At 68.7% G+C, this 12770-nt stretch carries 9 protein-coding genes; 5 read left to right on the top strand and 4 right to left on the bottom strand.

Annotated elements, in window-relative coordinates; all coding sequences use genetic code 11:
- Positions 1 to 89: 89 nt before the first annotated feature.
- The 5 genes from R8F63_15000 (at position 90) to R8F63_14980 (ending at position 6166) form a co-directional block, all read left to right on the top strand.
- The gene (locus tag R8F63_15000) at positions 90 to 1523 is read left to right on the top strand and encodes a branched-chain amino acid ABC transporter substrate-binding protein (protein ID MDW3219921.1); all 1434 of its coding nucleotides are present in this window, start codon (positions 90 to 92) and stop codon (positions 1521 to 1523) included.
- Between the two features lie 170 nt (positions 1524 to 1693).
- Positions 1694 to 2752, top strand: a complete 1059-nt coding sequence (locus R8F63_14995) for a branched-chain amino acid ABC transporter permease (protein ID MDW3219920.1) — start codon at positions 1694 to 1696, stop codon at positions 2750 to 2752.
- Entirely contained in the window at positions 2749 to 4641 is a 1893-nt protein-coding gene (locus R8F63_14990) for a hypothetical protein (protein ID MDW3219919.1), read from the top strand. The genes R8F63_14995 and R8F63_14990 overlap by 4 nt, the downstream gene beginning before the upstream one ends.
- Positions 4638 to 5435: an ABC transporter ATP-binding protein gene (locus R8F63_14985; GenBank protein MDW3219918.1), complete on the top strand. Its 798-nt coding sequence runs from the start codon at positions 4638 to 4640 to the stop codon at positions 5433 to 5435. The genes R8F63_14990 and R8F63_14985 overlap by 4 nt, the downstream gene beginning before the upstream one ends.
- Positions 5432 to 6166: an ABC transporter ATP-binding protein gene (locus R8F63_14980; GenBank protein ID MDW3219917.1), complete on the top strand. Its 735-nt coding sequence runs from the start codon at positions 5432 to 5434 to the stop codon at positions 6164 to 6166. Before R8F63_14985 ends, R8F63_14980 begins: the two co-directional genes overlap by 4 nt.
- Before the next feature lie 60 nt (positions 6167 to 6226).
- On the opposite strand, the gene R8F63_14975 is transcribed toward R8F63_14980, so the two are convergent.
- From R8F63_14975 to R8F63_14960, 4 genes are read right to left on the bottom strand one after another with little or no spacing between them, the layout of a single operon-like run.
- Positions 6227 to 7873 (bottom strand): thiamine pyrophosphate-binding protein, encoded by a 1647-nt coding sequence (locus R8F63_14975; protein MDW3219916.1) that lies wholly within the window; start codon positions 7871 to 7873, stop codon positions 6227 to 6229.
- A 9-nt stretch (positions 7874 to 7882) separates the two neighbouring features.
- Positions 7883 to 9085: an FAD-binding oxidoreductase gene (locus R8F63_14970; protein ID MDW3219915.1), complete on the bottom strand. Its 1203-nt coding sequence runs from the start codon at positions 9083 to 9085 to the stop codon at positions 7883 to 7885.
- The gene (locus R8F63_14965; GenBank protein ID MDW3219914.1) at positions 9082 to 10695 is read right to left on the bottom strand and encodes a hydantoinase B/oxoprolinase family protein; all 1614 of its coding nucleotides are present in this window, start codon (positions 10693 to 10695) and stop codon (positions 9082 to 9084) included. The genes R8F63_14970 and R8F63_14965 overlap by 4 nt, the downstream gene beginning before the upstream one ends.
- Positions 10692 to 12767 carry a hydantoinase/oxoprolinase family protein gene (locus R8F63_14960; GenBank protein ID MDW3219913.1) on the bottom strand — a complete coding sequence of 692 codons (2076 nt, stop codon included), beginning with the start codon at positions 12765 to 12767 and terminating at the stop codon, positions 10692 to 10694. Before R8F63_14960 ends, R8F63_14965 begins: the two co-directional genes overlap by 4 nt.
- Positions 12768 to 12770: the final 3 nt, after the last annotated feature.

The raw sequence follows: 12770 nt of genomic DNA, 5'->3' as shown, positions 1-12770 counted from the left end.
GGAGCTGTTCTATGCTCTGCGATCAACTCAGTGGCCGTGTGGAGCCGATCGTGAATCCACACATGACTCCCAATGGAGGGGAATCACCTATGAAGCTTTCACGCAAGCTCCTCATGCTGCTTGCCGTGCTGCTGTCCTTCTCGCTCATTGCCGCCGCGTGCGGTGATGACGACGACACCAGTGCGGGCGACGACGCCGGCGACGATGCCGGTGACGACGGCGGCGACGACGGTGGTGACGACGCCGGTGACGATGCCGGTGACGACATGGCCGAAGACGACGGCACCGCAGACGGTGGCGACGACATGGCCGAAGACGACGGTGGCGACATGGACCACCTCGGCGACGGTTCGCTCGGCACGGTCACGGTCGAGCCCGGCTCCGAAGTCCAGATCCGTTCGTTGAACGCGATCACGGGCGACGTGGCGTTCCTCGGTATCCCGAACCAGGCCGGCATCGAGCTGGCCGTGTCGCACTATGGCGACATCCACGGCTTCGGTGTCACCTCGGGCGAGGGTCTCGACGACCTCTGCTCGGCTGAGGGTGGTCAGGCGGCTGCGCAGCAGATCGTGGCTGACGAGCAGGTCGTCGGTGTCATCGGCACCTCGTGCTCGGGTGCGGCGGCCTCCGCGGCCCCGCTGATCAGCGACGCTGGTCTCGTGATGATCTCCGGCTCGAACACCTCGCCGTCGCTGACGTCCGATCTCCAGGGCAACGCGAACGAGAGCTATCGCCCCGGCTATTACCGCACGGCCCACAACGACCTGTTCCAGGGCGCCGCGATGGCCGACTTCGTGTACAACGTGCTCGAACTGACCACGGCCGCCGCCATCCACGACGGCGACCCGTACACCCAGGGTCTCTCGCAGGCGTTCATGGACGCCTTCGTGGCGCTGGGCGGCGAGAACGCCGGGTTCACGTCGGTCGCCAAGGGCGACACCGACATGGTCCCGGTCCTCACCGAGGTCGCCGGCAACTCGCCGCAGGCCCTGTTCTTCCCGATCTTCCCGCCGGAGGGCAACTTCATCGCTGCCCAGGCTCCGGGCGTGTCGGGCCTCGAGAACACCCAGCTGCTCGCCGCTGACGGGCTCCTCGTCGACAACTTCATGGAGGACCCGGCGTCCGAGGGCATGTACATGTCCGGTCCGGACGTCCGCTTCGGTGAGAACGTGAACGAGTCGACCGGCGAGAACGCCGCCGACGTCCTGGCCGAGTACAACTCGGTGGTGGGCGAGCCCCCGTCGGCCGCCTTCTGGGGTCACAGCTATGACGCCACCGCAATGCTCCTCGATGCGGTCTCCGCGGCTTCCTACGTGGACGCCGACGGCAACCTGATCATCGATCGAGCCGGCATCCGCGAGTACCTCAACGGGCTCACGGGCTACAGCGGTCTCATCGGCACCATCAACTGTGACGACTTCGGTGACTGCGGCTCGCAGAAGATCACCATCGTCCATCACGAAGACTCGAGCGACATCGAGGCCGGCAAGGCCAACGTCGCTTTCGAGTTCGCGCCGGCGTAAGCCAGCAGTAGGCAACCCGTAGGGAGAACCCCCGGCCACTCTGGTGGCCGGGGGTTCTCCGCGTGTACGCTCCGGCGTCCCGGGATGCGACAGGGGGAAGCTTGACCACAACAACGCGGCCACGAATGGTGCCGCGAACCAAAGTCGACTGGTTCCTGACCTTCCTTCGCGTGCTGCTCACGTCGTTGGTCGTCTTTGGACTCTTCGCCTTTCTGGTGCAGCAGTTCGTGGGTCCGGACAATCCCCTCACCCGCTTCCTCAACGAGGACGCGAACCGCCTCGACTGGGATGCCTTCCGGGGGCTGGTGGTCTCCGGCCTGAGCCAGGGCTCGATGTACGGGCTCATCGCGCTCGGCTACTCGATGGTCTACGGCGTCCTCGGGTTCATCAATTTCGCCCACGGCGAGGTCTTCATGGTGGGCGCCATGACCGGGCTGATCACGTCCAACAAGTTGTTCGAGGCGGGCGTCTGGGAAGACGCCTTCATCGTGGCGATCCTCGTGGCGGTCCTCGTGTCGATCATCTGCGCCACCCTGACCGCCGTGGTGATGGAGCGCATCGCGTATCGCCCGCTGCGCGGCGCCCCCCGTCTCATTCCGCTGATCACCTCGATCGGCGTCTCCTTCTTCATCCAGAACACCTCCGCCCTGCTGCTCGGCCCCGGCGCCAAGCGCTATCCGCAACTCCCGTCGTGGATGACGGACCGGTACGGGCCCTCGTGGCTCCAGATCGAGGGACAGAAGATCCTCGTGGTCCTCGTCGCCGCCGCGGCGATGGCGGGGCTGTGGTATCTCGTCGAGCAGACCAAGACCGGCAAGGCGATGCGCGCGGTCGCAGAGGACAAGGAGATCGCCTCCCTGATGGGCATCGACGTGGACCGCACGATCGTGACCACGTTCGCGATCGGCGGTGCCATGGCCGGCGTCGCCGGCATTCTCTGGGGGATTCTGTTCGGTTCGGTCACCGAGTTCACCGGTTTCCTGCCCGGCATCAAGGCGTTCAGCGCCGCCGTGGTCGGCGGCATCGGAAACCTCGGTGGCGCCATGGCCGGCGGGTTGACCCTCGGTGGTTCCGAGTCGCTCGCGCCGCAGCTCATCCTCGAGCCGCTCGGCGTCTCGGGCCACACCCAGCTGAAGGACGCCGTCGCGTTCCTCGTGCTGATCTACGTCCTTCTCGTCAAGCCCACCGGCCTGTTCGGTGAGCGCCTCTCGTCGGAGGATCGGGCATGAACGACGCACCGCACTTCGGTCCGGCTCGCTCGGCGTTCGACCAGGACTGGCGCAAGGTCGTCCGCTACGGGCTCGTCCTTGGGTTCACCCTCGTCTTCATCTCCCTGACCGGCATGCCGGACGGGCTGAACGGTCGTGTCATCGTCGAACCGTGGTTGTCGATGGGCTACCTCTCGCTTCTGTGGGTGCCGCTGGCGGTCGGGTTCGCCGTCACCTACGAGCCGGTTCTCGAGGGCATGGTGCAGGCCAAACCCGGTGGGCGCGAACTCGTCGCGGGCGCCGCCGTCGGTCTGATCGGCGGCCTGTGTCTGTCGCTGCTCGTCTACCTCCTCGACAGCCGCGACCTGAGCGACCCGCTGGTCAACTGGAACCAGGCGCTGCTGGACCTGCTCACCCGGAACGGAAGCGTCGCCGACGGCGTGGTGCTCTGGACAGTGGCCGCGACGGCGCTCGGATTCCTCGGTGGCCTGATGCGCCTGCTCCCGCCGATCGTGCTGCGGGTCGTCCGCGCTGTTCTCGTCACCGTGATCGGCGCGGCCGCGGTCGAGTCGTTGATCGACGACCTGAGCGAGGAGTTCAAGCTCGAGGGCGTCGTGAAGTGGCTCTATCACCCGCTCGGTGGGCTGGAGCCGAAGGGTGCGATCGCGCTCGCCATCGTCGCCGCGGTGTTCGTGTTGTGGCTCGGCGGCCAGGTGAAGAAGGGCACGGCGGTCTTCAACACGGCCCGTGAGGCCCGGCCGATCGCCGTCAACTCCGTGTCGGTGGTTGCGGTCGCGTTCGCCGCGATCGTCCTCCCGATGTTCCTCGGACGGCTCACCAACGACCTGTTGGTCAACGTCGGTCTGTTCGTGCTGCTCGCCCTCGGGCTCAACATCGTGGTCGGACTCGCGGGCATCCTCGATCTCGGCTATGTCGCGTTCTACGCGGTCGGCGGCTACACGATCGCCATCCTGACCTCGCCCACCTCACCGGGCCTGACGCCCGCCTATCCGTTCTGGCTCGCGATCTTCATCGTCGTCGGCATGGCCACCCTGGCGGGCCTGTTCATCGGCGCGCCGGTCATCCGGATGCGGGGCGACTATCTGGCCATCGTCACGCTCGGATTCGGTGAGATCATCCGGCTGACCGTGCGCTCCGACTGGGCGTCGGGGTTGACGGGCGGGGCCCAGGGAGTGCTCAGCGTTCCGGGGCCCGATCTCCACATCGGCGGGTGGACGCTGCCCCTCGTCGGCTGGACGTTCCCGAAGCTCGAAGTGGACCTGATGGGGACGAATCCCCAACACATCCTCTATGTCGTGATGTTCTTCGTCGCGATCGCGATCTATGTCAGCTGGCGTCTCGAGAACTCGCGGATCGGCCGGGCCTGGATGGCGGTGCGCGAGGACGAGTCGGTCGCCGAGGCGATGGGCATCAACACCGTGAACGCCAAGCTCCAGGCCTTCGTCACCGGCGCCATCCTCGCCTCGTTCGCGGGCGCCGTCTTCGCGGCGAAGGTCGGCTCGGTCTTCGAGTCGAGCTTCAAGATCCTCGTGTCGATCGTCATCCTCGTGATCGTGATCGTCGGCGGCATGGGTCGGATCGCCGGCGTGATCGCCGGCGCGTTCGTGCTCGTCGGGATCCTCGGTGGCCCGAACCAGCCGGGCCTCATGGCGGAGTTCTCCGAGTACAAGCTGCTCATCTACGGCGCCCTGCTGGTCTGGATGATGCTGAAACGGCCGGAGGGGCTGATCCCCAACGTCCGCCGAAGCCGCGAGCTCCACCTGGACGAGTTCCTGCAGGACGCCTGGCTGCGCGGTGAGGTCGACCGCGACGAAGCCGAGGCCGAGGCCGAGGTCGACCCCGAAGCCTGGGCCCCGCCCGAGGGCAACGACGGATTGGCACCGGCATGAGTGGCGAACGACTCCTCGAGATCAAGAATCTGAGCGTGACCTTCGGTGGTCTCAACGCGCTCAGCGACCTCGACTTCCATGTCGACAAGGGCGAGATCGTCTCGGTCATCGGGCCCAACGGCGCGGGCAAGACCACGTTCTTCAACATGATCTCCGGCATGGTGCGGCCGACCTCGGGCAACATCGTCTACCGCGGTGACTCGCTCCTCGGTCTGGACCCCAACCAGGTGACGGCGCGCGGGATCGCTCGCACGTTCCAGAACGTCCGCCTCTTCGCCAACATGACGATCCTCGAGAACGTCATGGTGGCGCAGCACTGCCGCACCAAGGTCGGTGTCTTCGGATCGCTCTTCAACACGTCCTCGTTCCGGCGGGAGGAGCAGGAGATTCGCGAGTACGGCGAGAAGGTGCTGGGGTTCTTCGGGAGTCGCCTCGTGGGCTACCGGCTGGAGCAGACGGCGTCGGTGCTGTCGTACGCCAACCGCCGCCGGCTCGAGATCGCCCGCGCGATGGCCACCCGCCCCGAGATCATCCTGCTGGACGAGCCGGTCGCCGGCATGAACCCCAAGGAGTCGGAGGAGCTCACCACGCTCATCGGCAAGCTCCGCAGCGAGTGGGGCTTCACGATCGTCATGATCGAGCACGACATGAAGGTGGTACGCGACGTCTCCGACCGTGTCGTCGTGCTCGACCACGGTGAGACCATCGCCCAGGGCTCCTACGACGAGGTCTCGAACGATCCCGGCGTGATCGAGGCCTACCTCGGGCGACCGATCGAGGGGACCGCGTCGTGAGCGACCAGAACGGCGCGACGCCGCTGCTCGAGATGCGGGGCATCAACACCCACTATGGCGCCGTCCACATCCTCAAGGACGTGGAGCTCGCTATCTATCCGGGCGAACTCGTCTGTCTTCTCGGCGGCAACGCGTCCGGCAAGTCGACGACGCTCAAGACGCTGCTCGGCATGGTGACGCCCACCGACGGTGAGGTGGTGCTCGACGGCGAGGTCGTCAACGGCAAGCCCACCTCGTATCTCGTGGAGCGGGGCGTCACGATGGTCCCGGAGAACCGACGGCTCTTCAAGCGCCTGTCGGTCAAGGAGAACCTCGAGCTCGGTGCCTACCTGCGCAACGACCGCGACGGGATCGAGGCCGACCTCGAGCGCGTCTACGAGATGTTCCCCCGGGTGAAGGAGCGGCTGAACCAGAAGTCGGGCACGCTCTCCGGTGGCGAACAACAGATGGTGGCGATGGGTCGTGCCCTCATGGCCCGCCCCCGGGTGCTGCTGATGGACGAGCCGTCGATGGGTCTCGCGCCGGCGCTCGTGCAGACGAACTTCGAGCTGATCCAGCAGATCCACGAGGAAGGCGTCGCCATCTTCATGGTGGAGCAGAACGCCAACATGGCGCTCTCGATCGCCGACCGGGGCTGGGTGCTCCAGACGGGCCGCGTCGTCCTCGACGACACCGCCGACAAGCTCCTCGCCAACCCCGACCTACGCGCCAGCTACCTCGGCGAAGGCTGAGGTGAAGCAGGGGTCAGACCCCGCTTCAACTGGGGTCTGACCCCTGCTTCACCTTGGTTGTCATCGCTCACCGCGGGCCTGGGCGATCGACTGCGTCGGGGTCAGCTGATCGGGGTCGACTCGAAGGTGCAACAGCGCGCCGGTCGTTGACGCCTGGGCGCGTCCGAACGCGGCGGGGAAGTCCGCGGTGGCGTCGACCCGTTCGGCGTGCATGCCGTAGGCCCGGCCCAGGGCGACGAAGTCCGGGTTGACGATGTCGGTGCCGACGACCCGCTCGGGGAAGTGACGCTCCTGGTGCATGCGAATCGTGCCGTACATGCCGTTGTCGACCACGAGGACGATCGGTTGGGCATCGTGCTGGAGCCCGGTGCCGAGCTCCTGGATGTTCATCTGGACGTCGCCGTCCCCGGCGAAGCACACGACCGTGCGGGCCGGGTCGGCCACCTTCGCGGCGACGGCCGCCGGGAGGCCGTAGCCCATCGAGCCCGCCTGGGGCGCGAGGAGCCGTGCCTCGGGCCCGTAGACGAAGAACTTGTTGGGCCAGACCGAGAAGTTGCCGGCGCCGTTGGTCAGCACCGCGTCGGACGGCAGGTTGGCCCGCAGCCAGGCCATCACCTCGCCCATGTCGAGCGGGCCGGGTTGCGCCGGCGCGTCGAGCGACGCGACGTAGGCGTCGCGGCGGGCCTCGCGCCACGCGCCGTGGACGGGCGGGGCCGCGGTGCGGGCCCGCAGGGCGGCGAGCATCGCGGCCGGCCGAGCGGCGATCGCCACGGTCGGCGTGTGGATCTTGCCGTGCTGGCCCGGGTCCGGGTGGACGTGCACGAGGGTGACGCCCGGGTCACCGACGGGCCAGATCGACCAGGCGGCCGTGGTCATCTCGCCGAACCGGGCGCCGAGGGCGATGACGCAGTCCGCCTCCTCGAGCGTCGCCCGCACCGGTGGCGGCATGGCGACGCCCGCCTCGCCGACGTAGCTCGCGCTCGTGTTGTCCATCAGGTCGTGGCGGCGGAACGTCACGACCACCGGGACCTCATGCGCCTCGGCCACGGCGCGGAGGTCCGCCCGGGCGTCGTCGGTCCAGCCGCCGCCGCCCGCGAGCAGCACTGGCCGCTCGGCGCCGGCCAGCGCGTCGAGTACGGCGTCGACCTCATCCTCGGCCGGCGCCTGCGGGTCGACGGGGAGCGGCGCCACCGGATCGGCTCCGCTCACGGCGCCGAGCACGTCCTCGGGAAGCGCGACCACGACGGGGCCGGGGCGACCGGCGGCCGCGGCGTGGAACGCCTCCGCCATCACGGCCGATGCCTCGTCCGCCGAACCCATCTCCGTCGCCCACTTCGCGACGCCACCGAACATGGCCCGGTAGTCGATCTCCTGGAACGCCTCCCGGCCCTGTTCGTGGGTGGACACCTGACCGACGAGCATCACCATGGGCGTGGATGCCTGCATCGCCGCGTGGATGCCGATCGACGCGTTGGTCGCACCGGGGCCGCGCGTCACGAGACACACGCCGACCCGTCCGGTGAGCTTCGCCCAGGCCTCGGCCATGTACGCGGCGCCGCCTTCCTGGCGGCACGTGATCACCTGGATGTCGGTGTCGTGCAGCGCGTCGAGCACCGCGAGATAGCTCTCGCCCGGCACGCCGAACGTCGTCGTCACGCCGTGGGCGACGAGACTGTCGACCACGATCTGCCCCCCGGTGCGCGCCATCGGCCGACCCTAGATGACGGCGGTTTCGACGAACGGCTCGTTCGCCGCGATGCGGTGGTACCCGAGCGGCGACAGGTCGAGCGACCGGAACTCGCCGTAGGTGATCCACTCGCTCACGCCCCGGCCGACCGCCGGCGATTGCTGCATCCCATGACCCGAGAAGCCGTTCATGAACACGAAGTTCTCGATCTCGTGGTGCGGGCCGATGATCACGTTCTGGTCGAGCGTGTTGTACGCGTAGTGGCCGGCCCACCGGCTGGTGACCTTCACTCGCTCGAATGCCGGGATGCGGTTGGCGATCGCCGGCCACACCTTGTCCTCCCAGATGTCGTGGTCCATCGCAAAGTCGTCGTAGTCGACCGGCGGGTCGACATCGGGCGGGCAGCCGGCCATGTAGGCGTCGCCGTCGCTGCGCACGTGGACCCCCGACGGGTCGATCGTGAGCGGGAGGCGCCGGTCGAGCGGCTCGGCGGCGTCGAAGACGAACGAGAACCGCTTGCGGGGCTCGACCGGCAGCTCGGCGTCGATCATCCGGGCGACCTCGATCGCTCGCGGGCCGGCCGCGTTCACCACGGTGCCGCAGGCGACGGACTCGCCGGACGCCAACTCGACCGACTGCACTCGGCGGGCGTCGTGCGAGATCCCGACCACCTCGTTGGCGACGTACTCGACCCCGTTCTGGCGCGCCTTGCGCCGCCACCAGTCGAACATCGTCCCCGAATCGAAGTAGCCCTCGTCGACGAGGTTGTGACTCCCGCACACGATCCCGTCGAGGTCGTAGAAGGGGTAGGCCGCGGCGATCTCGGCGGGCGACAGGATCTTCGTCCCCGCGCCCCAGCTCGCCTGGAGCTCCTGGTTGTGCCGCAGTGTGGCCGCGAACGACTCGGTGTCGGCCAGGTACAGGTAGCCGAAGTGATCGACCGGGATGTTCGGCACCTCGGGGTCGTCGCCGAGATGGCTGCGGAAGTTCCTCACGAAGTCGGCGGCGAACTGCGAGATCCGGATGTTGACCTCGTTGGAGAACTGCTGGCGCATGCAGCTGTTCGTGTGCGCCGTGGACGTGAACTCGTAGGACGGGTCGCGTTCGACGACCAGGACCGAGCCGTCGAAGTCGGGATTCGCGGAGAGGAACCACGCCGCGGACGAGCCCATCACCGCGCCCCCGATGATGACGACGTCGTACCCGTCGCGGCCCGGCGGACGGTGGTTCATGTGCGGTATCCCTGCTTCCGGTCGTTCTCGTCGGCCGCCGGGTCGCGCTCCGCCGGGTCGCCGAAGCCGCCGCCACCGGGCAGCTCCATGACGAGCCGCCGATCGGCCGGCACCGTCTGCTTGCCCTTCGTCGCGAACGGCGTGCCGTCGTCCAGGTAGACGGCGCCGGGTGCGCCGTCCTCGCCGCCGGCTCGGCCGCGGGCCGGGTTCTCCACCCGATCGAACATCGCGGAGAACTCGAACAGGTAGCCGTCGGCCGGCCCGACCTCGATGACCTGACCGAGGCCGCCGCGTTGGCGGCCGGCGCCGCCGGAGTCCGGTCGGATCTCCTTGCGCCAGATCACGATCGGGCCGACCTGCTCGGTGGCCTCGGCCGACATCGTGCGGACGCCGGACGGGAACGCCGTGGCCGTCAGGCCGTCGAGACCGGGCCGGGCGCCCGTGCCGCCGCTGTTGAACATGAGGATCTCGACGGGCGGCTTGGGGTCATCGGCCGAGGCGCTGCGGGCCGAGGCCTGGAAGTTCCAGAGAGCGCCGGCACCTTCGGCCGGGATGCGGTCGGGTCGCGCCTCGGCGATCGCACCGAGACAGAGGTCGGTGACGAAATGCCCGATCACGTGACGCACGGCCACCGGGTCCGGGTGTTCGGCGTTGAGGATCACGCCAGGCGGTGCCGAGACGGTGAACGGTGCGAGCGACGCGAAGTTGTTGGGCAGCTCGGGAGCCAGCGCGACGAGCATCCCGTAGGTGAAGTACGCCTGGGCGTAGGTGAGGGGAACGTTCACGCCGAACGCGCTGGTGGGGGAGGTGCCGGTGAAGTCGGCATGCATCCCGCCGTCGGTGACCGTGATCGTGACGGCGAGGGTGAGGGTCGCGTCGTAGCCGTCCACCTGCATCTCATTGCGATAGGTCCCGTTCGGGACGTTGCGCAACGCCTCCAGCGTCGCCCGTTCGGTTCGCGCGAACACGAAGGTCGCCAGGTCGTCGAGATCGCTGAGACCGAACTCCTCGAGCATGGCGAGCAGCCGGCGGCGTCCGGTCTCGTTCGATGCGGCGAGGCCGTGGATGTCGCCGACGACCTGGTCCGCTTCGCGCACGTTCTGGCGGACGATCGTCACGAGGTCCTGATTCAGTTCGCCCCGGTCGACCCACTTGAGGATCGGGATCCGCAGCCCTTCCTCGTAGACCTCGCGTGCGTCGGGCCCGTAGCCCCGGCCGCCGATGTCGACGACGTGCGCCGTCGACGCGAAGAAGCCGATCAGCGTGTCGCCGACGAAGACCGGGGTGGCGACCGTGATGTCGTGGAGGTGGCCCGTGCCCTTCCACGGGTCGTTCGTGACGTAGACGTCGCCGGGGTGGATGCGCTCGGGGCCGATGTCGTTGATGAAGTGGGGGACCGCGGCGGCCATCGTGTTCACGTGGCCGGGGGTGCCCGTGACGGCTTGGGCGACCATCCGACCGCGGCGATCGAAGACGCCGGCCGAGAGATCGCCCGCCTCGCGCACGGAGGTGGAGAAGGCGGTGCGCACCAGGGTGAGCGCCTGCTCCTCGACGACCGAGACGAGGCGGTTCCACATCACCTGGTTGTGGAGCTCCCGTTGATCGCTCACGAAGCTCTCCTCGTGACGAGCAGCGAACCGTCCGGTTGCACCACGGCGACATGATGGCCGGCGAGCACCGTGGTCGTCTGCTGCTCGACGATGACCGCGGGGCCCTCGACGCGGGCGCCGACGGGCACCGCGTCGCGGTGCACGACCGCAGCCTCGCTGTCGACCCGTTCGGCCGGGTCGTAAATCGGTCGGGTGGCGGACACCGCGACCGCGGCGTCGGCATCGCTCGACAGGGCGACCGGGTCGGGAGCGTCCTCCACGGACGACACGCGCACGGCCCAGCTCACCGCCTCGATGGCCAGGTCGTCGATCGCCCGGCCGAAGAACTCGATGTACGCCTTCGTGAAGGCGGTGGCGAGCGCCTCGGCCGCGAACTCGTCGAACTCGCCGTCGCCGATCGCCACCGGGATCTCCCAGCCCTGGCCCTTGTAGCGCATGGCGACCTGGCGGGTGATCGTGACCGGGGCGTCGGTGCCGGCCCGCACGAAGTCGGTCGCCTCGGCGGCGAGCTCGGCGAGCATCTCGTTGGCGCCGGCCGCGTCGAAGTCCGAGGTGGTCGTGTAGAAGCTGCGGACCGCCTCGTAGCTGAAGGGCGCCCGCAGGAAGCCGATGGCGGACCCCACCCCGGCCCCGGACGGGACGATCAACTCGTCGAGGCCGAGCTTGTCCATGAGGCGGGCGGCGTGGAGCGGCGCACCGCCCCCGAACGCGATCATGGTGTAGCCGACGAGATCGCGGCCGTTCTCGACCGCGTGGACGCGCGCGGCGTTGGTCATGTTCTCGTCCACGACCTCCGCGATGCCGATCGCCGCGGTGTGGGTGTCGAGCCCGAGGGCCTGCCCGACGCCGTCGTCGATCGCCCGCGCCGCGTTGGTCGGCGAGAGGGTGATGTCGGTCGCCCCGAAGGTGTCCGGATGGAGCCGGCCGAGTTCGACGTTCGCATCCGTCACGGTCGCGTCCGTGCCACCGAGGTCGTACGCCGCCGGCCCCGGCTCGCTGCCGGCGCTGTGGGGGCCGATGCGGATCTGCCCGAGGGCGTCGACGCTGGCGATGGATCCCCCGCCCGCGCCGATCTCGATCATCTCGATCACGGGGATCGAGATGGGCATGCCCGATCCCTTCTTGAACCGGGCCGACCGGTCGACCTCGAAGGTCTTCGCCGTCTGCGGCGTGTAGTCCTCGATCAGGCTGATCTTCGCCGTGGTGCCGCCCATGTCGTAGGAGAGCACGCGGTCGCGGCCGCAGCGATGGGCGAGGTCGGCCGCGAAGATCGCGCCGCCCGCCGGACCGGACTCCACGAGGCGCACCGGGAAGGCCGCGGCCGACTCGACCGACATCAGGCCGCCGCCGGAGTGGATCAGGTAGAGCGGCGCCGTCGCGCCGCGGGCTGCCAGCTCGTCGCGCAACCGGACGAGATACGAGGCCATGAGGGGCTGGACGTAGGCGTTCGCGCAGACGGTGTTGAAGCGCTCGTACTCCCGCATCTGGGGAGACACCTCGCTGGAGATCGACACGGCGATGTCCGCCAGCTCGGTGAGGAGGAGATCCCGGAAGCGCTCCTCGTGGGCGGCGTTGCGGTAGGCGTGGATGAACCCGACGGCGACGGACTCGTAGCCGCCGGCGCCGATGGTCGCGATCACCGCACGGGCCTCGTTCTCGTCGAAGGGCAGCAGGATCTCGCCGCGGGCGTTGAGCCGTTCGGTGACCGTGAGCCGATCCTTGCGTTCGATGAGCGGCGCGGGAAGCACGATGTCGAGGTCGTACTGCTCGAACCGGCTCTCGGTGCGGGTCTCGATCACGTCGCGGAAGCCGGCGGTCGTGACGAGCGCGGTGCGGGCGCCCCGCCGCTCGATGAGCGCATTGGTCGCGAGCGTCGTGCCGTGGATGATCTGATCGACCTCGGCGAGGTCGACGCCGACCTCCGCCGCGACCTGGCCGATGCCGTCGAGGATGCCTCGCTCCGGCGCGTCGTGCGTCGTCAGCACCTTGGTGGAGTGGAGGCTCCCGTCGGCGCGTTCGATCACGATGTCGGTGAATGTCCCTCCGACGTCGGCGCCGATGCGTGCGCCCATGGT

The organism is Acidimicrobiales bacterium, assembly GCA_033344915.1.
Lineage (GTDB): Bacteria > Actinomycetota > Acidimicrobiia > Acidimicrobiales > Aldehydirespiratoraceae > JAJRXC01.
This window is presented reverse-complemented; position numbering and strand designations above follow the sequence as displayed.